22 protein-coding genes are annotated in these 21,073 nt (G+C 63.5%); 11 read left to right on the top strand and 11 right to left on the bottom strand.

The annotated features are described in order from the left end of the window. Positions 1–315, bottom strand: coding sequence for a DUF2849 domain-containing protein (locus tag BMY71_RS05335; protein WP_092682226.1), 315 nt, complete (start codon positions 313–315; stop codon positions 1–3). Further along, the gene (gene cysG, locus BMY71_RS05330; RefSeq protein WP_092682224.1) at positions 312–1,748 is read right to left on the bottom strand and encodes a siroheme synthase CysG; all 1,437 of its coding nucleotides are present in this window, start codon (positions 1,746–1,748) and stop codon (positions 312–314) included. The genes BMY71_RS05335 and cysG overlap by 4 nt, the downstream gene beginning before the upstream one ends. 350 nt (positions 1,749–2,098) lie before the next feature. On the opposite strand from cysG, the gene cysP reads away from it, so the two are divergent. From cysP to BMY71_RS05305, 5 genes are all read left to right on the top strand, one after another. Beyond that, the gene (cysP, locus tag BMY71_RS05325; RefSeq protein ID WP_092682222.1) at positions 2,099–3,106 is read left to right on the top strand and encodes a thiosulfate ABC transporter substrate-binding protein CysP; all 1,008 of its coding nucleotides are present in this window, start codon (positions 2,099–2,101) and stop codon (positions 3,104–3,106) included. A gap of 183 nt (positions 3,107–3,289) precedes the next feature. Further along, positions 3,290–4,117 (top strand): sulfate ABC transporter permease subunit CysT, encoded by an 828-nt coding sequence (gene cysT, locus BMY71_RS05320; RefSeq protein ID WP_092682220.1) that lies wholly within the window; start codon positions 3,290–3,292, stop codon positions 4,115–4,117. Then, entirely contained in the window at positions 4,117–4,983 is an 867-nt protein-coding gene (gene cysW, locus BMY71_RS05315) for a sulfate ABC transporter permease subunit CysW (RefSeq protein WP_092682218.1), read from the top strand. The genes cysT and cysW overlap by 1 nt, the downstream gene beginning before the upstream one ends. Positions 4,984–5,130: 147 nt before the next feature. Beyond that, positions 5,131–7,305 carry a malate synthase G gene (locus BMY71_RS05310; RefSeq protein WP_092682216.1) on the top strand — a complete coding sequence of 725 codons (2,175 nt, stop codon included), beginning with the start codon at positions 5,131–5,133 and terminating at the stop codon, positions 7,303–7,305. A gap of 190 nt (positions 7,306–7,495) precedes the next feature. Next, the gene (locus tag BMY71_RS05305) at positions 7,496–7,696 is read left to right on the top strand and encodes a CsbD family protein (RefSeq protein ID WP_011501796.1); all 201 of its coding nucleotides are present in this window, start codon (positions 7,496–7,498) and stop codon (positions 7,694–7,696) included. Between the two features lie 266 nt (positions 7,697–7,962). Here the strand turns inward: BMY71_RS05305 and BMY71_RS05300 are convergent, their stop codons facing one another. Both BMY71_RS05300 and BMY71_RS05295 read right to left on the bottom strand, forming a co-directional pair. After that, positions 7,963–8,118 (bottom strand): Thivi_2564 family membrane protein, encoded by a 156-nt coding sequence (locus tag BMY71_RS05300; RefSeq protein WP_011501795.1) that lies wholly within the window; start codon positions 8,116–8,118, stop codon positions 7,963–7,965. A 127-nt stretch (positions 8,119–8,245) separates the two neighbouring features. Beyond that, on the bottom strand, positions 8,246–8,911 hold the full coding sequence (locus BMY71_RS05295) for a DUF2865 domain-containing protein (protein WP_092682214.1): 666 nt from the start codon (positions 8,909–8,911) through the stop codon (positions 8,246–8,248). Here BMY71_RS05295 and BMY71_RS24815 point away from each other — a divergent pair. Next, positions 8,847–9,002 carry a hypothetical protein gene (locus BMY71_RS24815; protein ID WP_175557602.1) on the top strand — a complete coding sequence of 52 codons (156 nt, stop codon included), beginning with the start codon at positions 8,847–8,849 and terminating at the stop codon, positions 9,000–9,002. The genes BMY71_RS05295 and BMY71_RS24815 overlap by 65 nt on opposite strands. Positions 9,003–9,036: 34 nt before the next feature. Here BMY71_RS24815 and BMY71_RS05290 read toward each other — a convergent pair whose 3' ends face one another. Then, entirely contained in the window at positions 9,037–9,789 is a 753-nt protein-coding gene (locus tag BMY71_RS05290) for a L,D-transpeptidase (RefSeq protein ID WP_092682469.1), read from the bottom strand. Positions 9,790–10,034: 245 nt separating this feature from the next. Here BMY71_RS05290 and BMY71_RS05285 point away from each other — a divergent pair, with 245 nt between their 5' ends. After that, complete coding sequence (locus tag BMY71_RS05285) at positions 10,035–11,138, top strand: AI-2E family transporter (protein WP_139202599.1); 1,104 nt, start codon at positions 10,035–10,037, stop codon at positions 11,136–11,138. 261 nt (positions 11,139–11,399) lie between these two features. Here BMY71_RS05285 and BMY71_RS05280 read toward each other — a convergent pair whose 3' ends face one another. Together BMY71_RS05280 and BMY71_RS05275 are read right to left on the bottom strand one after the other, a co-directional pair. Further along, positions 11,400–11,780 carry a hypothetical protein gene (locus BMY71_RS05280; protein WP_041805189.1) on the bottom strand — a complete coding sequence of 127 codons (381 nt, stop codon included), beginning with the start codon at positions 11,778–11,780 and terminating at the stop codon, positions 11,400–11,402. 471 nt (positions 11,781–12,251) lie between these two features. Then, positions 12,252–13,058: a response regulator gene (locus BMY71_RS05275; protein ID WP_092682212.1), complete on the bottom strand. Its 807-nt coding sequence runs from the start codon at positions 13,056–13,058 to the stop codon at positions 12,252–12,254. Between the two features lie 224 nt (positions 13,059–13,282). Here BMY71_RS05275 and BMY71_RS05270 point away from each other — a divergent pair, with 224 nt between their 5' ends. Together BMY71_RS05270 and BMY71_RS05265 are read left to right on the top strand one after the other, a co-directional pair. Then, positions 13,283–13,501: a NepR family anti-sigma factor gene (locus BMY71_RS05270; RefSeq protein ID WP_011501789.1), complete on the top strand. Its 219-nt coding sequence runs from the start codon at positions 13,283–13,285 to the stop codon at positions 13,499–13,501. After that, positions 13,501–14,046 (top strand): sigma-70 family RNA polymerase sigma factor, encoded by a 546-nt coding sequence (locus tag BMY71_RS05265; protein ID WP_011501788.1) that lies wholly within the window; start codon positions 13,501–13,503, stop codon positions 14,044–14,046. Before BMY71_RS05270 ends, BMY71_RS05265 begins: the two co-directional genes overlap by 1 nt. A 121-nt stretch (positions 14,047–14,167) precedes the next feature. Here BMY71_RS05265 and BMY71_RS05260 read toward each other — a convergent pair whose 3' ends face one another. The 3 genes from BMY71_RS05260 to BMY71_RS24810 all read right to left on the bottom strand — a co-directional run bounded on the left by BMY71_RS05260 (position 14,168) and on the right by BMY71_RS24810 (position 17,158). Further along, positions 14,168–15,823, bottom strand: a complete 1,656-nt coding sequence (locus BMY71_RS05260) for an HWE histidine kinase domain-containing protein (protein ID WP_092682210.1) — start codon at positions 15,821–15,823, stop codon at positions 14,168–14,170. A gap of 218 nt (positions 15,824–16,041) precedes the next feature. Next, a complete protein-coding gene (gene ureG, locus BMY71_RS05255) occupies positions 16,042–16,674 on the bottom strand; it encodes an urease accessory protein UreG (RefSeq protein WP_092682208.1) in 633 nt (210 codons plus the stop codon). A 316-nt stretch (positions 16,675–16,990) separates the two neighbouring features. Then, entirely contained in the window at positions 16,991–17,158 is a 168-nt protein-coding gene (locus tag BMY71_RS24810; RefSeq protein ID WP_175557615.1) for a hypothetical protein, read from the bottom strand. A gap of 308 nt (positions 17,159–17,466) precedes the next feature. On the opposite strand from BMY71_RS24810, the gene BMY71_RS05250 reads away from it, so the two are divergent. Next, positions 17,467–17,706, top strand: coding sequence for a hypothetical protein (locus BMY71_RS05250; RefSeq protein WP_041805188.1), 240 nt, complete (start codon positions 17,467–17,469; stop codon positions 17,704–17,706). Positions 17,707–18,071: 365 nt separating this feature from the next. After that, positions 18,072–18,356, top strand: a complete 285-nt coding sequence (locus BMY71_RS05245; RefSeq protein ID WP_092682206.1) for a hypothetical protein — start codon at positions 18,072–18,074, stop codon at positions 18,354–18,356. Between the two features lie 70 nt (positions 18,357–18,426). Here the strand turns inward: BMY71_RS05245 and BMY71_RS05240 are convergent, their stop codons facing one another. Further along, on the bottom strand, positions 18,427–20,538 hold the full coding sequence (locus tag BMY71_RS05240) for a molybdopterin oxidoreductase family protein (RefSeq protein WP_092682204.1): 2,112 nt from the start codon (positions 20,536–20,538) through the stop codon (positions 18,427–18,429). Positions 20,539–21,073 lie beyond the last annotated feature (535 nt).

The raw sequence follows: 21,073 nt of genomic DNA, 5'->3' as shown, positions 1-21,073 counted from the left end.
TTAGGCCTGAGCGGGCAGCGCGATGGTGACGCCGCTTTTGCGGATCTGTTCGCGCAGATTGCCGGGAATGATGACGCCGGCGTCGTCGATCTTCACCGGTGCGATATAGGCGCCGACCGCGCCGACATCGTCGGCGACGGATTCGGCGAGCAACGCGCGCGCCGTCGCCGCCTCACGCACGATCGCAGCCTCCGTCAGATCGGTCGACCAGCCCTGCGCGCCAGTGCGGTAGATCACGACGCCGTCGAAGGTGCGGTTCGCCGTCACGACCGACGGGCCGGTGATCTTGATCTTCTGTTGCAGCGGAGAGGTCATTCGGCGGCCACCTGATAGGTCGACAAGAGTTGCTGGAGTTGTTGCTGGCGCCACGGCGCCGAATGCGCGACGACGTCGCCGATCACCAGGATCGCCGGGCCGGCCCCGACCTGATCGACCAAGGCCGGCAAGTCGTCGAGCGTGCCGACCGCGGCGCTGGCGTCCGGCCGCGTCACCCGCGCGAACACGCCGACCGGCGTCTGCGGCGAACGCCCCGCGTCGAGCAGGCCTTCGCGAACGGTCGCCGCGGCGGTCATGCCCATATAGACGACGATGGTCATCTTCTCGTCGATCAGCGCCGACCAGTCGACCGCCTCGGCGTCTCTGGCCTTGTGCGCGGTGAGGAAGGTGATGCGCAGCGCCTCGTGACGATAGGTCAGCGGCACTTCGAACTGCGCGGCGGCGCCGAGGCCGGCGCTGATGCCGGGCACCACCGAATACGACACGCCGGCGTCGCGCAGCGCCTCGATCTCTTCGCCGCCGCGGCCGAACACGAACGGATCGCCGCCCTTCAGCCGCACCGCGCGCTGACCGGCCTGCGCGGCTTCGATCAGCAGCGTGTTGATAGCATCCTGGCCGATCCCCGGTTTGCCGATACGGCGGCCGACCGGGACGCGCGCGGCGTCGCGGCGGATGCGGTCGAGAATCTCGGGCGACACCAGCTCGTCGTAGAACACCACGTCGGCGTCCTGCAGCGCGCGCAGTGCCTTGATCGTCAGCAGATCGGGATCGCCGGGACCGGCGCCGACCAGCGTGACGTGGCCCTCGGCATGTCCCGATTCAGAGCCGCGCGCATAGGCCGACGGATCGCCGATCATCTTCAACTGGTCTTCCGCCTCGGCGAGCCGGCCGTCCAGCACGGCCTTGCCGATCGGTCCATCGACGACGCGCTCCCAGAACCGGCGGCGCAGCGGAAACTCCGGAAGCCGCCCCTTGATCGGATGGCGCCAGCGGCCGATCAGCGCCGCGAGATCGCCGATCCGCGCCGGCAGCATCTTCTCGATCATCTCGCGCACGCGCCGCGCCACCACCGGCGAGGCGCCGCCGGTGCCGACCGCGACCACCACATCGCCGCGATCGACGATCGCCGGGAAGATGAAAGTTGAATGCGACAGTTCGTCCATCACATTGACCGGCACGCCAAGCGCACGGGCCTTGACGGCGAGCGTTGCCGCGATGTCGCCGGCGCCCGCACACAGCAACGCGATCGCGCCGGACAGATCGGCGTCACGCGGATCGCCGTCGGCGAATGTCACCCGCGCGCGGTCGGCCTCGCCGAGGCCGGCGAGGTCGCGATCGCCGTCAGTCACGTACCAGCGGATCGCCGCGCCGGCCGACAACAGCAGCCGCATCTTGGCGCGCGCCATCTCTCCGGCGCCAACCAGCACCACCGGCCCTGCCGCGAGATCGAGAAAGACCGGAAGGAAACGCATCACAGCTCCGTTGCCCCGACGGGGTTCGCCAGAATTATTTTCTACCTGGAGTCGTTACAAGTCTCGCCGAAAGAAAACCAATCCTTTGCACTGCCGCAGAGCAGTGTGGAATTTCCATCCCTCCAGGTCAGTTGCGGGAGACAACCATTCTCCGGCCCGCGCCGCGGTCTGCTCCGCGCCTTCACCGCGGCGGCGTTGTTCCGGCGCCGGCCGCTTCACACGCGCGATTAGCTCGACTATCTGACCACAATCGGCGCGATCGAACCGAGGCTTCGAAGCTCCACTTTTTTCATGCGAAGGGGTCGCTTCTCGCCGACGCCTGATGCCGTAGGCCAACAATAGGAGTTCCCGTGAACCGTTTCGCCCTTGCATTGTTCGCTGGTGTCGGCGCGCTCGTAACCGCGCTGCCTGCGCAGGCGCAGACGCCGACCACGCTGCTCAACGTCTCCTACGACATCTCCCGCGAGCTCTACGCCGAGATCAACGCGGCGTTCATTCCGCAATGGAAGGCGAAAACCGGACAGGACATCGCCATCAACCAGTCGCATGGCGGCTCGTCCCGGCAGGCGCGATCGATCCTCGAAGGACTCGAAGCCGACGTCGTGACCTTCAACCAGGTCACCGACGTCCAGGTGCTGCATGACAAAGGCAAGCTGATCCCGGCCGACTGGGCGAAGCGGCTGCCGAACAATTCCTCGCCGTATTATTCGCTGCCGGCGTTTCTGGTTCGCGCCGGCAACCCGAAAGGGATCAAGGATTGGGACGATCTGGTGAAGCCGGACGTCAAGGTGATCTTCCCGAACCCGAAGACCTCGGGCAACGGCCGCTATACCTATCTGGCGGCCTATGCCTTCGCGAAGCAGAAATACGGCAACGAGGCGGAGGCCGACGCGTTTATCAAGAAGCTGTTCGCCAATGTGCCGGTGTTCGACACCGGCGGCCGCGCCGCGACGACGACCTTCGTCGAGCGTCAGACCGGCGACGTGCTGATCACTTTCGAGGCCGAAACCAGCTCGATCCGCGACCTCGCCGGAGCCGACAAGTATCAAGTCGTGGTGCCGCCGACCAGCCTGCTGGCCGAATTCCCGGTCAGCGTGGTCGACAAATACGCCGACAAGCACGGTACCCGCGCGCTCGCCACCGCCTATCTCGAATATCTGTATTCGCCCGAGGGCCAGACCATCCTCGCCAAGGCGTATAACCGCGTGCAAGACAAGGCCGTGATCGAGAAGTTCAAGGACAAGTTCCCGGAGGTGAAGCTGTACCGGGTCGAGGACGAATTCGGCGGCTGGGACAGGCTCAACGCCGCGCACCTCGCCTCCGGCGCCAAGCTCGATCAGCTGTTCGGCGGACGGTGAACAGCTGTCGCTGCAATAGAGTTCGTCATTCCGGGGCACGAGCGCAGCTCGTGAACCCGGAATCTCTCTTTGCAACATCTCGGGATTCCGGGTCTGCGCCGCTCCCGCGGCGCATCCCGGAATGACAATTTGAGTTTTGTGCTCGTCGACTAACCGCCAACTGCGGATCGGATACAACTCGCCTTGCGACGCAGCGTCATTCCCGGATTTGGCCTCAGCCTCGGCATCACCGTGCTGTATCTCGGCGCGATCGTGCTGCTGCCGCTGTGCGCGCTGATTCTGAAGGCCTCCGACATCGGCCCGGCGCAGCTCTGGGCGATCCTGTCGTCGCCGCGCACGCTGGCGGCGATCCGGCTGACGGTGACGATGGCGCTGGCTGCGACGGTGTTCAACGCGATCTACGGTCTGCTGCTCGCCTGGGTTCTGGCGCGCTATCAGTTTCCCGGCAAGCGCCTGCTCGACGCGCTGGTCGACGTGCCGTTCGCGCTGCCGACCGCGGTCGCGGGTCTGGCGCTGACCGCTTTGTTCTCGAAGACCGGCTGGTTCGGCGCAGCGCTCGAGCCGCTCGGCGTGAGTGTGGTCTACACCCCGTTCGGCATCGCGATCGCCATGGCGTTCACCAGCATTCCCTTCGTGGTGCGCACCGTGCAGCCGGTGATCGAGGATCTCGGCAGCGACGTCGAGGAAGCCAGCCGCTCGCTCGGCGCCAGCGATCTGCAGATCCTGTCGCGGATCATCTTTCCATCGATCTTTCCCGCGCTGCTGGCCGGTTGCTCGCTGGCGTTCGCGCGCAGCCTCGGCGAGTTCGGCGCGGTGATCTTCATCGCCGGCAACCAGCCGATGAAGACCGAGATCGTCGCTCTGCTCGCCTTCATCCGGCTCGAGGAATACGACTACCCGGCGGCCGCGGCGATTGCGACCGTGATGCTGGCGATGGCTTTCGCCATGCTGATCGTCACCAACGCGGTTCAAGCCTGGCAGCTCCGCTATCTCGGACGGGGCAACGCGTGATGGCGAAACCGCGACGCGCTGCAAAAGCGGACTGGATGGTCACGCCGGTCGGGGCCGGCCCGGTCGCGCGCTTCGTCGTGCTGAGCGTGGTCGCGGTGGTGACGCTGTTCATCCTGATCGCGCCCCTGGCGGTGATCCTCAGCTCGGCCTTCGCGCAGGGCGTCGGGGTCTTCCTGCGCAATCTCGGCGATCCCGGCACGCTGCACGCGATGTGGCTGACCACGATCACCGCGCTGATCGCGGTGCCGATCAACATTCTGTTCGGCGTCGCCGCGGCCTGGACCGTTACCAAGTTCGAGTTCCCCGGCCGTACTTTGCTGATTGCGCTGATCGAACTGCCCTACTCGATCTCGCCGATCGTCGCCGGCGTCGCCTATCTGTTCGTCTATGGCTCGCAGGGCCTGTTCGGGCCGCTGCTCGACCAGTTCGACCTCAAGGTGATGTTCGCGCTGCCCGGCATCGTGCTCGCCAGCATGTTCGTCACCGCCCCTTACGTCGCCCGGGAGTTGATCCCGCTGATGCAGGTTCAGGGAACCGACGAGGAAGAGGCCGCCGTCACCCTCGGCGCAGGCGGGTTCGCCACCTTCTTCCGCGTCACACTGCCGAACATCCGCTGGGCGATGCTGTACGGCGCAATTCTGTGCAACGCGCGCGTGCTGGGCGAATTCGGCGCGGTTTCGGTGGTGTCCGGCAATGTCCGCGGCCAGACCACCACGCTGCCGCTGCAGATCGAGCTGCTGTACCAGGACTATAATGTCGCAGGCGCATTCGCCGCCGCGACCACTTTGACGGCCGTGGCGGTGGTCACCATCCTGCTGAAAATGCTGCTGGAGCGGCTGGCCGGCGACGAGCGTCCGCAGCCCTGATCCGGCGCCCTCGCCGAGGGGGCCTTCCAAAGCCCTCGCCTTTGGCGCTAAAAGAGGCCTCCCGAGGCCGCCTCTCCGCGGTCATCGGCTCATTTTGACCCCTGAAACGGCCGCCCCTTGGCGCCCTTTCTCGCGAGACATCCTCATATGAATCGTATCGACGCCCACGGCTTGAAAATTGCGCCTGTCCTGTTCGACTTCATCGCCAAGGAGGCCGCGCCGAAGACCGGCGTCGCGCCCGACGCATTCTGGGCCGGGCTCGCGGCCATCGTCCGCGACCTGACGCCCAAGCTCCGTAAGGCGCTGACGACGCGCGACGATCTCCAGGCCAAAATCGACGCCTGGCACCTCGCCAACAAGGGCAAGAAGCAGGATCTCGCGGTCTACACCGCCTTCCTCAAGGAGATCGGCTATCTGCAGCCGGAGCCGGCGACGGTTGCGGTCGAGACCGCCAATGTCGACGAGGAGATCGGCAAGCTGTGCGGCCCGCAGCTCGTGGTGCCGCTGTCGAACGCGCGCTACGCGCTGAACGCGGCGAATGCGCGCTGGGGCTCGCTGTATGATGCGTTCTACGGCACCGATGCGATCCCGCAGGAAGCCACTCAGGCCAAGGGCTACGACAAGGCGCGCGGCGACAAGGTGATCGCCAAGGCCAAGGCGTTCCTCGACCAGGCCGCGCCGCTGGTCGCCGGCAGCCACAGCGACGTCACCGCCTACAGCGTGATCGCCGGCCAGTTCTCGGCCAAGCTGAAGAGCGGCAACGCCACCGGCCTGAAGAAGCCTGAGCAGTTCGCCGGCTATCTGGGCGACGCCGCGTCGCCGAATGCGGTGCTGCTGGTCAATAACGGCCTGCACATCGAGATCAGGATCGACCGCGCCAACACCATCGGCAAGGACGATCCGGCCGGCGTCGCCGACCTGGTGATCGAGTCCGCGGTGTCGACCATCCTCGACATGGAAGACTCGGTCGCGGCGGTCGACGCCGAAGACAAGGTGCTGATCTATCGTAACGTGCTCGGCCTGATGGACGGCACGCTGTCGGAGAGTTTCGACAAGGGCGGCAAGACCGTCACTCGCGCGCTGAACGGCGACCGCACCTATACCGGCCCCGACGGCAAGGACATCACGCTGCACGGCCGCAGCCTGTTGCTGATGCGCAATGTCGGCCATCACATGTGGACCGACGCGGTGCTCGACGCCGACGGCGCGGAGATTCCGGAAGGCTTCCTCGACGCCGCCGTCTCCGGCCTGATCGCGATCCACGACCTCAAGGCGCTCGGCAAGACCCGCAACAGCCGCAGCGGCTCGGTCTACATCGTCAAGCCGAAGATGCACGGCCCGGACGAAGTGGCGCTGACCTGCGAACTGTTCGGCCGCGTCGAGAAGATGATCGGCCTGAACGACAACACGCTGAAGGTCGGCATCATGGACGAGGAGCGCCGCACCACGGTGAACCTCAAGGCCTGCATTCAGAATGCGTCGAAGCGGATCGTGTTCATCAACACCGGCTTCCTCGACCGCACCGGCGACGAGATCCACACCTCGATGGAAGCGGGTCCGATGATCCGCAAGAACGAGATGAAGGCGCAGCCCTGGATCAAGGCCTATGAAGACTGGAACGTCGATACCGGCCTGATCGACGGCCTGCCCGGCCACGCCCAGATCGGCAAGGGCATGTGGGCGGCGCCGGACAAGATGGCCGACATGCTGACGCAGAAGATCGGCCATCCGCAGGCCGGCGCCACCACCGCCTGGGTGCCGTCGCCGACCGCCGCGACGCTGCACGCGCTGCACTATCACCAGGTCGACGTCATCGCCCGTCAGCAGGAACTGCAGAAGGGCGGACCGCGCGCCAAGCTCGACGACATCCTCACCATTCCGGTGTCGCAATCGAACTGGGCGCCGGACGACGTCCGCCAGGAGATCGACAACAACTGCCAGGGCATCCTCGGCTATGTCGTGCGCTGGATCGACCAGGGCGTCGGCTGCTCCAAGGTGCCGGACATCCACGATGTCGGCTTGATGGAAGACCGCGCGACGCTGCGCATCTCCAGCCAGCATCTGGCGAACTGGCTGCATCACGGCGTCGTCACCAAGGAGCAGGTGCTGGAATCGCTGAAGCGGATGGCCGCCGTCGTCGACAAGCAGAACGCCAGCGATCCGCTGTACCGGCCGATGGCGCCGGATTTCGACGGCGTCGCCTTCGAGGCCGCCTGCGACCTGATCTTCAAGGGCCGCGAGCAGCCGAACGGCTACACCGAATTCATCCTGCATATCCGTCGCCGCGAAGCCAAGGCCGCGCATCTGCAGGATCTACGCTGATCCAGATACCACACTGATCGGTCGGTCCGCCGACCCTCACACGACAAAACCTCTCCCTCGCGGGGGAGGTTTTTTTTGTTTGGGATTGAATGATTTGAGCCGGCGATCGAAGCGAACCTTGCCCGATCACATGTCGGGAACCTTGCTCGCAGCGGTCCGTTGTCCTGCATACGAACAAGAGGAGTTGACGATGAATTGGGACCGCGTTGAAGGCAACTGGAAGCAGTTCAAGGGGAACGTCAAAGAGAAGTGGGGCAAACTCACCGACGACGATCTCGATGTGATCGCCGGCCGCCGCGACCAGCTCGAAGGCAAGCTGCAGGAGCGCTATGGCTTCGCCAAGGAGCAGGTTCGCACCGACGTCGACGCCTGGTTCAAATCCCTGCCCTGATCGGCGCGCGATGCGCTGAACAAGAAAGCCCCGGCGATGACGCCGGGGCTTTCTTCGTTAGACATCCTAGAGCGGTCGTCATCCTGAGGTGCGAGCGTAGCGAGCCTCGAAGGATGCGGCGACAGTCACCGTGGCTCATCCTTCGAGGTCCGGTGCGCCGCGCAGGAGCGCGGCATACCGGACACCTCAGGATGACGTTGAGTGGTTCGATATTTAAGGCTTTTGGTATGAGAGCTCCGGTTCTGATCTATCAGAACCGGAACGCTCTAAAACACCGCCAGATATTTCAGCAGCGAGATGATGCCGATGATGATGACGACGACGCGCGCGATCTGTTTGGCGCGGCCGTCGAGCGGCAGCAGATTGATGAGATACAAGACCAGAATGACGACCAGAAACGTAATCAGAATACCGATCAGCATCGTAGAATCCTTTCAGCCCGAGCCCTTGCCCGCGCTGCAATAACGAAGTGAACGCGCGACGGTTCCACGATTGGAACTGATTGCGATGGGGTCGGCGGAGGACCGCTCAGTGCCGCAATGATGCGGCTCAGTTCGCCGCCACCACAGGCGCCCTGCCATAAACGGCGCGGATCGACGCCGGCGCAGGCGAGAAATTGACCGCGCCTTCGCGGCGGTCGGTTCTTCCGGCGACCTTCAGGCCGTCCTCGCTCGCGACGATGTCGCCCTTGCGCACGGTCGGATCGTCTTCGATCTTGATCTGCGCCAGGCCGAAATGATCCTTGCCGTTACAGGTGCAGCCGGCCACGATCTCGGTGCGATACTTGAAAGCGTTCGGTAGTTCCGAATACGACTTGCCGCTCGACGTGCGGGCACCATCGATGCCCGAGCCATAAACTACCTTCGTGTCGCTCGCGGGACACAGACTGCTGCAAGTCTCGTTCTTGCTCTCTCCGCCTGTGGCCGAGATCGGGAAATAACGCCCGTCGCAAGTCCGGACGCAATAGGCCTGACCGCCGCTGGCGTGCACGCGCGGGCTGTAAGCGCGCGGGCTGGAGCGAGGCAGGCGTGGCGCATAGTCGCCTTCGATGGCGAACGGAATTGCGCGCTCCGGCGCATAGCCGCGCGTCGACGGTTGAGATCCATGGAACAGCGCCGAGAAAAAGTCCTGTGCCTGCGCGCCCGATTCCATGCCCGCCACCGACAGCCACGCGACGCATCCAATCCCGATTATTCTCGCAGCAGAGCGGCGCATCCTGGACCTCCGGTCCGTGGTGAAAGAGAGCGCGATCGCGACAACCGGGCAACGGCTTTCGGAAACGATCATGCTCGAACAAGAATCTTGAACGGGATGACGATCCGAAGATGAGTCATTTTGCTCTAGTCGACCGACGAAACCGAAATGATCATCGCCTGCCGGTCGGGCCGGGCCTTGCGGGCCTCGCGGTTCGGCGACGATTTCGGCAGCACGACAACCCGGGCGCCGATATTGGCGCGGCTGAACAGGTCGGCGACGTCCTCATTGGTGAGCCGGATGCATCCCGACGAGACGTACTTGCCGATGGTCGAGGGATCGTTGGTGCCGTGGATGCGATACTGGGTCGATCCGAGATACATCGCCCGCGCGCCGAGCGGATTGCCGGGGCCTCCAGCCATGAAGCGCGGCAGATAGGGCTGGCGCGCAATCATCTGGGCCGGCGGATGCCAATCCGGCCATTCAGCCTTGCGGGTGATGGTCTGCGTCCCCGCCCAGGTGAAGCCCTCGCGGCCGACGCCGACGCCGTAGCGGATCGCCCGGCCGCCGCCCAGCACGTAATAGAGATAGGTGTTCGCGGTATCGATCACGATGGTGCCGGCCGGCTGGTTGCCGTCATAGGCGACGACCTGCCGCCGTAGCCGGTCAGCGAGTTGCGCGTCATCGCCGCCGACGGCTTCGTCGGGCGACGCCGTCCGGGGCGGGGCGGCCATGATCTCGTCGTCGGCCTCGAACGGACCGGCCTGTGGCGCGGCCGCGTAGCCCAGCATCTGCGCCGATGCTCCGCCAGGAAGCGCGGCAGTCAGCAGAATGGCGGCCGCGAAGGCCAACAACGGAGCCATCGAACTTCGTCGCGATGCGATCCCGGAAGTAATCATGGCGATGTCCCCGAATTTGCGTTGCATCGTTTGAGATGCCGCCAATCAACGCGATGTGGTCATAAGCGTTCCGCGCCGCCCGGCAGGCGCTTGCGGGCACGCCGGGCCGCGGGCCGTTGAGCTCTGGAACTTTCGCGACGAGTTGATGTTAAGCCGCCGAGTTATCGCGGTACCACGCCGCGGCTGAGAGCCGGGCGCGGCACGTCGTCAATGCGATCTCGAACGCAGAAGCTGGGTGGGTGATTGTGCGAAGTCTTCCCGTCGAGCCTGCAGGCGCTCCGCTCCCCGACAGCAAGGAAGAGCGGCCGCCGCTGATCCGGCGAACCGAAATCGTCGCGTTCGCGCTGGTGGCCCTGCTGATCGTCGTGGTGATCGGCCTCCTCTATGTCGCCAAGCCGTTCTTCCTGCCGATCGTAACCGCCTTCGTGGTCGGCACCATGCTGTCGCCGGCGGCGACCTATATGGAGCGCGGGCGTATTCCACGCGCGGTCAGCGCGGTGCTGATCGTCGGACTGGCGCTGGCCGGCGTTGGCTTCATGGTGGCGCTGATCTCGGTGCCGCTGATCGACTGGACCAGCCGCCTGCCGGAGCTCGGCGCCATCCTGCGCGACAAGCTGACCTTCTTCGAGCGGCCGATGGCGTTCTGGCGGCAATTGCAATCGGCTATGGGCGGCTCGGAGCTGCCGTCGACGCCGATCCAGATGCCGCAGATCGACTGGATGCAGCCGACCGTCGAATTCCTGTCGCCGACCCTCACCGAGTTCCTGCTGTTCCTGGTCACCTTGGTGCTGTTCATTGCCACCTGGAAGGACCTGCGCCGCGCGCTGGTGATGAATTTCGGCGGCCGCGACGCGCGGCTGCGGATGCTGCGGATCCTCAACGAGATCGAGCAGAGCCTGGGCGGCTATCTGCTCACCGTGACGGTGATCAACCTGTGCTACGGGGCGGCGACCGGCGTGATCTGCGCGCTCGCCGGGATGCCCAATCCGGCCGGGCTCGGGGCGCTCGCGGCGACGCTGAATTTCATCCCGGTGATCGGGCCGGTCGTGATGTTCGTCATTCTGACGTTGGTCGGAATCATCAGTATGCCGACGATGGGCGAAGGCCTGCTGGCGCCGATCGGCTTCGTCCTCCTGACCTTCGTCGAAGGCCATTTCATCACCCCGACCATCATCGGTCGGCGGCTGGAGCTGAACGCGCTCGCTGTGTTCATCGCGCTGGCGTTCTGGACCTGGCTGTGGGGCCCGATGGGCGGCTTCCTTGCCTCCCCGCTCCTGATCGTGGGTCTGGTCCTCAAAGAACATCTGACGCCCGACGACGCGCCGCAACTGCCCGGCCGTGACGACTGATCGCGGCCCGGCCGGCCGATGGCGGATCGCATCCGGGGAAGGCTATAGCGTTTCAAGCGAAGTGGATGCCGGTTCGCGTCAAGAAAACGCGTCAGAACAGAGAGTTAGAGCTCCGGTTCTGAATCTATCAGAACCGGAAAGGCTCTAATCAGGTCCGTAGGCGGCAAACAGCGCTCAAACGAAAGCATCCGCCAAACGATTGGCGGATGCTTTCGTCTTGCCGGATTTTCGTCGTGACGCGACCGGGTCAGGTCATGAAGCTCAGGTCATGCAGCGGCCGGGCTCGAGTTGCTTGGCCACATCGGTCAGGACGCTGACCACCGGCTCGCAGGCGACCATCGTGCGGCGCGGTGCGGTGGTGGGTTGCTGAACCCGGACGCGGGTCGCCTGGCCGATCTGCTGTTCGGGAATGCGGACCAGCACCGATTGGCCGACCAGCTTGACGGCGAACGTCTCGCCAGCCTGCAGTTGCTGCGCCAGCGCCGCGCGATCGGCCTTGCCACCGCGGTTGACGTCCTGTGCGATCGTTGCCTGATTTTGCGAACGGAGCTGACCGAGATCGCCACCCATCGCCAATTGCGCTGCGCCAAGTGTGCCGGTGACGGCGATGGCGCCTAAAATTCCCCGCACGATCTGTGACATGGATCCAGCCGCTCTTTGTTTGCGCGGCATGATCGCCGCTTCCCTGTTTTCGGCGGCTTGTCAACACCCGCCGCACCAATTAATCGCGTTGGTGCCGCAGAGGTTCGATAATAACTGATCAACTAAGTGTGTGGTTTTTCCGGACCGCTCGGTGGAACCGATGCAGATGGGTCGGCGTTGTGAGAACGCCGGTTAGTCCCCCTGCCCCAATTAACCGGCGACACAGGGCGCAGCTGTGGTGATGCCAGCTGCGCCCTGTTCTTTTTGGCAAGGCCAACTCTTTTGGGCAAGGCCAACTCTTTTGGGCAAGGCTAACCGCAGTGGGCAAAGTAGTTCGCAGCTTACGCAGCAGCGCCGGGCCCTAATCGCACAGCCGCCTGCTTTGTCCCCTCATCCGCGACAAAAAGCCGCCCGCGCTGTTGGCGCGGACGGCTTCGGTCGATCTGCTCAGAGCCTGACAAGCTCCAGACCTCAGGAAACGGCGGCTTTGGGCGTGCGATTGCGTGAATTGCGCTGGAAGAACAACGCCTGACTTGCCACCGCCGAAACCATCGCGGGCTGGAACGGCTTGGAGATCAGGAACGCGGGTTCCGGTCGCTCGCCGGTCAGGAAACGCTCCGGATAGGCGGTGATGAACACCACCGGCACTTCGAACTTCTTTAGTAATTCGTTAACAGCATCGAGACCGGAGCTACCGTCGGCCAGCTGGATATCAGCCAGGATCAGGCCGGGCTTCTTGGTTTGCGCCAGCGCGATCGCATCGGCATGGGTTCGGGCGACGCCGATGACATTGTGGCCGAGATTCTTCACCAGGCTCTCGAGATCCATCGGGATGAAGGTCTCGTCCTCGATGATCAGAACGTCGGTCGCGATCTCTTCGGCCATCTCGCGGCCGGCGGTGTCAGCTAGTTGGCGAATTTCACCGACATTGGTGCGCAGCACGAAGGCGACTTCTTCCTCGGAAAAGCCTTCGAGCGACAGCAGCAAGAAGGCCTGCCGCGGCAACGGCGTGATCGCCGAGAGCCGGCGTTCGGACGGCATAGGCAGAATTCGCACCTCGGAATCGTCGTTCAGCGCCACAGAATTCCAGATCTGCGCGAACAGGCGGAAAAGGCCGACGCGCGGCCCATGCCTTTCGTCGAGCAATGCCGGGTCCTGAAGCAGGGCCTCCAGCATCGCCCCCACATAGGCGTCACCCGACGCCTGGCTTCCGGTCAGCGCCCGAGCATAACGGCGCAACAACGGCAAATGCTCGGCAACCAATTGAGATCTCGACATCCCCACTCCAATCTCGAATCTTGTCTCGGCCGTTGGCTCTTCGGAGCGGCCGGGCTCCCCAGTAGCACTACCTACGCCGGAGCGCGGGGAAAGTTCCATCGAAGCGGGGAACTTTACCGCCGCGAGTGAATTGTGCTTTCAGTGACACGGCAAAACCTTCAAAAATCAAGCAAAACCCTCAAAGTTTCAGGGTACTTGACCATGGGGAAGACATTGGATCAGTCATGAAAGATTTCAAGGCTCAGACAAGCAAGAAGTCCGCGCCTGGCAGCAAGGGCGGTCTCAACCAAGAGATCCAGGCCCGGATCGGTCATCAGCTCCGCGCCATGTATGATGACGTGGTCAGACAGGGCGTCCCGGATCGGTTTGCGGACTTGGTCAAGCGGCTCGACGATCCCCAACAAGGCAATCCGGCGGCCGCCGACAACGAGAGGAGGGAATAATGCCTCTCACAGACTCTCTTCGGGACGACATTCTGGCGGCGGTGCCGAGCTTGCGTGCGTTCGCAATTTCGCTCAGCGGAAATGGTGATCGCGCCGACGATCTGGTGCAGGAAACTCTGCTGCGCGCGCTCGCCAACATCGATTCGTTTCAGCCCGGCTCGAACCTTCCGGCGTGGCTGTTCACGATTTTGCGCAATCTGTTTCGCTCCGACTACCGGAAACGGCGGCGCGAGGTCGAGGATGCCGATGGCAGCTACGCCAAGACGCTGAAGTCGCAACCGGGCCAGAACGCGCATCTGGAATTCGAGGAATTCCGTGTGGCCCTGGACAAGCTTCCGCAGGACCAGCGCGAAGCCCTGATCCTGGTCGGCGCCTCCGGCTTCTCCTACGAAGACGCAGCCGCGATCTGCGGCTGTGCGGTCGGCACCATCAAGAGTCGCGTCAACCGCGCGCGTTCGAAGCTGAGTGCGCTTCTCTATGTCGATGGCGCGGAAGACTTCGGCCCTGACAATACTGTGCGGGCCGTGATCGGCGGAAACGGCTGATCGACGTCATCCTCTCCACGGATCAGGCAAAGCAATGCGAAGTTGGCCTCCGGGCCGCTTCGCTATTGCTGCTTGTCTGAAACAAACTCCCCGGGACATTGCTCCGGAGCCCGCAGCGGGTTCATCTGTTCCGCAGCGGCGCCGAGATCTGGCCGGTGCGATCGCGTTCGTTCATATCAACGACCGTATCCATCGGTGCCGTCAGCTCATAGACATAGCTGACATCCGTGAAATAGCGCTTGGCGGTGCCGCCGAGCGCTTCCGGCGCAACGCGATCCAACAGGATAACGCCGAACTCGCTTTCGGCCCGTCGCGTCGCTTCGCTGGTATTGAACTCCTCCCAGCGAAAGTTGAAAATGGAGTCGGCGCCCTTGCCGATCACCTCCCAGCTCGCGACGATATGCGGGTGCTTTCCGACCAGCGACAGCCCCTCGTCGGAATGCGAGGCGAGTTCGAAAAACAGCAACGACAGGCTCTGCGCCGCGCGGGCGCTCACCGCGATGTCGGGCCCATTCACCGCGATGCGGTCCGAATGCGGAATCGCGCGCGCCGCGAACAGCCCCTTCAGCAATACGCCCTGCCACTGGCTCTCGCTCAGCAGCGAGACGACGTTCGACATGGCATGAATCCGCCCGATCAGCAGCTCGCGGGCGACATCCATGTCCGAACCGCTCCGAAGCGTGCGGGTCACGATCGACTGGATCACGGCGAGGATGTTTTTGACCCGGTGATTGAGCTCGTCGATCACCGCGGTCAGCCGGCGCTCGAAGCCGATCCTGATCTCGATCTCGCGTCGCAGCCTGAGATTGCTGTTGCTGACGTAGCCGAACAAGCCGCAGACGATGATGGTCAGCGCCAGACCGACCGCTGCAACGATGGCGGCGACCTGTTGGGCGCGGACGAACGGATTGACGCGCGCGTAATAGGCCAGCGACCAGTCGCGGGCGCCGAACGTCACGGTCCTGACGATCGTCGGCCCCTCGCCGCCCGGGCGCGCCGGCCGCTCGGTGACCTTGCCGCGATCATCAGCAATCAGTTCGACATCGGCCTGCCGAGGGTCCTTCAGAACCACCGAGAACAACGACATATCGTCGTTGGTCAGCATCAGCGCCGAGAGATCGTAGGAGAAGGTGATGAATCCGATCACCGCCGATGAGTCGTCCGTCATGACCGGCGCGGCGAGAACCACCCCGATCGGACCATCGGGACCGTTGAGGTGCATTGGATCGGAGGCCTCGGGTTTGCCTGCGGCGAGCGAGCGGGCGAACATCTGCCCAAGCACGGGATGATCGTCGAGCGAACGGCCCGGCAGTGCGACGGTCTCGGCGTTGCGCGGCTCGATGTCCATGACAACGTCGACCGGCTCCCTGAGCGTCGCGGGATCGATCGCCGCGCCGTCGGAATGCCGGATCGTGGTGTCGGCGAAACCGGCCTTGGCCAGTTCGGCCTGGGCGGCGGAAAACTCGTCGGCCTTCAGCCTGACCACCCAGCTTGCCAGTTGGAAGTCCGTCTTGAACGCGTAGATCGACGAGCGCAGCGGCTTCAGCATGTCGGCCTTGATAACAGCCGGCGTGCGGAACAGCCCGGATGCAACTCTTCCGAGTAGTTCGCGCTCGGTCAATCGGTCCTGTACCTGGCTGGCATGAACGTCGATCGCCCGCCCAAGCGCAATTCGCTCGATCGCCGACTCCTGATCGTAGATCCGATAGGCCGCGAAACCGGAGAGTAGCATCCCCACGATCGCAACCAGAGCGATGATGAAACCCAGCCGAACCACGCTTTTACTCGATCAATATAGGGAGGGCGCTGCTGCCACCTATCATGATGTATCAGAGCCACAAACGATCAGGAGGAATAACCGTCGCAGGGCAACTGGGACCATTTCTGGTGAACATCCTTGGCAACGCTATTGGCTGACACGAAGCGGCACAACGTACACAACCTCGGAATGTTCCGGCAGGACAGGCTTTGGGCCGATAGGCTGCAAATGCTGAATCAGGCAGTGTCCGCCTTTGGTTTCAAGCCGCCCTTGGTCTCGATGAAGCTCAGAATGCGCTCGAGCCCCTCGTGCGTCTTGAGATTGGTCATCACGAACGGCCGCTCCCCGCGCATCCGCCTGGCATCGGCATCCATCTTGTCCAACGACGCGCCGACATACGGGGCCAGATCAATCTTGTTGATGACCAGCAGGTCCGAACGGGTGATACCGGGACCACCCTTCGACGGTATCTTGTCGCCCGCAGAGACGTCGATCACATAGATCGTCAGGTCTGCGAGTTCCGGAGAGAAAGTGGCGGCGAGATTGTCGCCGCCGGATTCGATCAACACCAGATCGAGACCGGGAAACTTGCTCCGCATCTCCGCCACGGCGGCGAGATTCATCGACGCGTCTTCGCGGATGGCGGTGTGCGGACAGCCGCCGGTCTCGACGCCGGCGATGCGATCGGGAGTCAGGGACCCGGACCGCACCAGGAACTCAGCGTCCCATTTGGTGTAGATGTCGTTGGTGATCGCGGCGATGTCGTAGCGCTCGCGCATCGACTTGCACAGCAGATCCATCAGCGCCGTCTTGCCCGACCCGACCGGGCCGCCGATGCCGACGCGCAAAGGACCGTGATGAGTTGACATGGATTTTTCCAATAATGCAGGCTTATCGTGGCCGATGGCGGCAGCTCGACGATGGCGCCGCACCGTGAGCAAATAAGAACGATGCGGTCAAAGAATGCAAGATACCGTCGACTAGGAGCGTTTTCGAGCAAAGTGGAAACCGGTTCGCCTGAAGAAACGCGTCAGAACAAAAAGTTGGAGCTTCAGTTCTGATTCAATCAGAACCGAAGCTCCAGGAGCATGTCTGATCGACGCGGAATTCGGCCGCTTCTTCGGCGCAGTCCCTTCGCGCCATCCTCGTTGGCCGCCATCGTTGATCTTTGCATCGTTCCGCGGCTCAGCGGCGGCCGCCGTCCGCGCGGGCGTTTGCGTCACAACGTCGCCAGCTTCGCCGCGCGCGCGGCCCGACGCGTCCGCATTCTTCTCTTGAGAGATTCCAGCCGGCATCGCCGCGCGCGGACTTCAGCACTTCGATGCTGAGCGCGTCGAGCTCGGTCATCGACATCGGCTGGCTCTCCAAATCGACGATTGGCTGCCGGGTACCGCTTAAGCCGCGAGCGTCCGACGGAATTGTCCACCGGCCGAGAAAGCACGCCTGCATGTGGGTTGACGCCCGCGCGCCGCTGGACTCAAAGATGCTGATCGGGGATCACAATGACTTCATCGAAACTGCCGAACAACGAGATCGCGGGGCGTTCAGGGAATCCCGACACCCGCCGGACAGCTCCTGCGTCCCGAAATCGGACTGAGACACCTCCGCCGGCCGCGCCTCGGAGCGAGCTATCAGCGTCCGCCGCGCCAGATAGCAGCGCTATGTCAGCGGCCGGCGGCGAAGCGCGCGCGGCCCAATCCGCCGCGGAGAACGCTGCCACAGCGGCTCCAGAGCCCGATATTGCGCGAAATGCGCCTGACGAACGCGCCGAAATCCTCAAACGCATTGCTGCATTCCGAAATTTGCAGGTCAAATTGCGCCAGGATCGCGAAAAGTATTACGACGAGACCTTGGCCCGCACGCGAAAGCTGCTGTCTCAGCCGATGAAGCCCCGCCGCTGAGCCTATAGCGCTCGGCCGGGCCGCCCGGTTAGTCCCACTACGTCTTTGGTTGCACGAATATCCCGCTATGCGGACGCAGCGCGCAATCTTCGCATCGCATTCGCCTTCAATCGTGACGAATCAGCGCACCCCAAGGCGGGCGCTTAGCGGCCGCTCGTCACGAATATCGTGGGCCGGGGCAGATCAGTCGGGGGCATGACCTGTATTTACTACCTAAGCCGCGCTGATTTCCGCCGGAATCTCAACTAAGCACGCTTAAGCGAATGCTAACCGACGCCGTCCTGCTGAGGACGAATCGTGAAAATGAGAATTGTCGACACGAAACGAGTGTAGTAGAAGGGCGCTTCACTAAAGGAGCCCTACGCGTGGCAAAGAAAGCAAAAGCGAAGACTGCAAAGACTGCAAAGACTGCAGCAAAGACGAAGAAGGCGAAGACCGTAGCGAAGACCGTTGCGAAACCCGCTACCAAGGTCGCCAAGAAAACCAAGATCACTCGGCGCGAATACACCAAGGAAGACATCAAGGAGTTGCGCGCGCATTCGAAGGCGCGGACTCCGGTGGCGCAGATCGCCAAGCTGACCAAGCGGACCGTCGGTTCGCTGCGTCAGAAGGCGCTCAAGCTTGGTATCGGTCTCGGCCATCAGCGCTGAGGTCGGCAAAACCCGCCTCGCGAAGCGATCAACGACTGCCGATCGGCGGCTTCCGCCGCTCGTTCGGGTATCAGTCGCGCTTCGCGAGCGGCGGTAAGGCCTTCTTCGCCCATACTTTATTGTCGTGAAACGCTGCACCGCCGTGCGGCGCGATCGAGTCTGCGCTGGTCAAGACATTGATCCCGCGGCCGCCCGCATGTGCGCGGTTCGGGAAGATCGACACGGCGATCAGCACGCCGCGGCGTAGCCCGGCGTCGAGCTTCGCAGTCAGCGTCGTCTCGCCGCGCTGATTTCCGAGCGTCACCGCATCCCCCTCGCCCACTCCGATCGTTGCGGCATCAGCCGGGTGTATCAAAACCGTCGGCGCGCCTTCGCGCGCGCGCGACGACGGCGTCTCATTGAATGTCGTATTGAGAAAGCTTCGCGCCGGACTGGTCGCCAGCCGGAACCGATGTTCGTCGTCGGCATGCTCAGTCACCGCCCAATGGTCGGGCAGACTCGGCATCGCCTGCCACGGACCGAATTTCATCTGCCGCGGCACGTTCACCTCGCCCCAGTCGGCGCGGAAGTGGAATTTTCCGTCGACATGAGCGAAGCCGTCGAGAAAGTGCGCCGCGCGGAAATCGGGCTGCAGGTCACGCCACAATTCCGCCTCAAGCGCCGCAATTTCGCCCCAGCCGCTTTTCTTCAGCGTGGCATCGATCACTTCGCGCGACGTCATTTCGAACGCCGGGTGCCGGACCTCGAGCCTGATCGCGAGGCCCTGCAGAACCTCGTGGTTGGAGCGACATTCGCCCGGCGGATCAATCAGTCTGGCCCCGACAGAAATGTGCTGGTGCCCGCCGCCGTAGTACAAATCGTCATGTTCGAGAAACATCGTTGCAGGCAGCACAATGTCGGCCATCAGCGCGGTTTCGGTCATGAACTGCTCGTGCACCGCGACGAACAGATCCTCGCGCGCAAAGCCGTCGCGAACCAGCGTCTGCTCCGGCGCAACCGTCATCGGGTTGGTGTTCTGGATCAGCATCGCCTTGACCGGCGCGCCGCCGCCGAGCGCCTCGGCGTCGCCGGTGAGGATGCGGCCGATCTTCGATTGGTCCAGCACCCGCGTCGACGGATCAAGCGTATCAAGTCCCTCGATCAACGTCTTGTCGAAGCCGAAGATAGCGCCGTTATTGAAGAAGGCGCCGCCGCCTTCGTACTGCCAGGCGCCGGTCACCGCCGGGATACACAGTGCCGCATGCATCTGCGCCGCGCCGTTGCGGCTACGCGTGAAGCCATAGCCGAGCCGGAAGAAACTACGTTTGGTCTCGCCGATCGCATGGGCGAAGGCCTCGATTTCGGCCACCGGCACGCCGCAAATCGCGGACGCCCATTCCGGCGTGCGCACCGCCAGATGCGCCTCCAGCTCATCAGGGCAATCGGTGTAGCGGGCGAGATAGTCTCGGTCGGCGTAGCCGTCGCGGAACAGCACATACATGACGCCGCAGGCGAACGCACCGTCGGTGCCCGGACGCAGGATGATCCGGATATCGGCCTGCTTCATGGTCTCGTTGTCGTAGATATCGACCGCGGCGATCCGCGCTCCCCGCTCCTTGCGGGCGCGGGAGGCGTGCGTCATCACATTGACCTGGGTCGAGACCGCGTTGGTTCCCCAGATCACGATCAGGTCCGACTTCGCCATTTCCCGCGGATCGACGCCGGCGACCTTGCCGACGCCGGCCGCATACCCCGCCCAGGCGACGTTGGAGCAGATCGTCGCGTAGAATCGCGAGTACTTCTTGGCGTTGGCCAACCGGTTGATGCCGTCGCGCATCACCAGTCCCATCGTTCCGGCGTAGTAATAGGGCCAGACCGACTCCGCGCCGAATTCCGCTTCTGCGGCGTTGAACCGCGCGGCGATCTCGTCGAGCGCCTCGTCCCAACTGATCCTGACGAACTGCCCCGATCCCTTCGGGCCGGAACGGCGCATCGGGTATTTAAGCCGGTCGGGGTGATGGATGCGCTCGGCGTAGCGCGCAACCTTGGCGCAGATGACGCCAGCCGTATAGGTTTGCTGCTTCGACCCGCGCACGCGGCCGATGGTCGAACGGTCGATCACCTCGACGTCGAGCGCACAGGCAGACGGACAATCATGCGGACACGTCGAATGTCGGATCTCGATGTCTGGGCGCTGATTCATTTGCGAACTATTAGCATATTAAGCCGCCACTGAGAACGGTCGCCGGGGCGCGCTATTCCTGGCGTGCCTGGAACTTGCTGACCGCCACGCAACTTCCCGGCCGTTCGGCAGTTACTGCCTCTGATATCAGATTGGGCAGCCCGTGCACCCGGCGAGAATTTTCCAGTTCGAACGGCTCTTGAAGGAATTCAGTACATGGCGCGCGATCCGCGATGACGATCGAGCGCCCGCCGCGGCGTGGTGGTGGGGAACGGCCATGGAGTTGCGAGCCGAAACGGAATCGATGCGGCCGGAGTATTGCGCGGCGTTCAACTTGCCTGAAGGCGCCTGTTACGCTGACGCTGCGTCACAGCTGATGGCTTCGATTGCAGCGCAAAAGTCGCTGACGTCCGTGAATGAGTTCCCCCGCAGGCGGAGACAGTTCCAAAAAGTGGCCGACCGTTCGCCACGTCCAAGCGCAGCGCACTGACCTAACAGACTGTTGAAAGTCGCTTTCGGCGTGAACACAACGGATTCGAGCCGCGAACGAAGTGGG

Source organism: Rhodopseudomonas pseudopalustris, from assembly GCF_900110435.1.
Classification (GTDB): domain Bacteria; phylum Pseudomonadota; class Alphaproteobacteria; order Rhizobiales; family Xanthobacteraceae; genus Rhodopseudomonas; species Rhodopseudomonas pseudopalustris.
The sequence above is the reverse complement of the archived record's forward strand: the minus strand, read 5'-3'. Positions and strand labels throughout refer to the sequence as shown.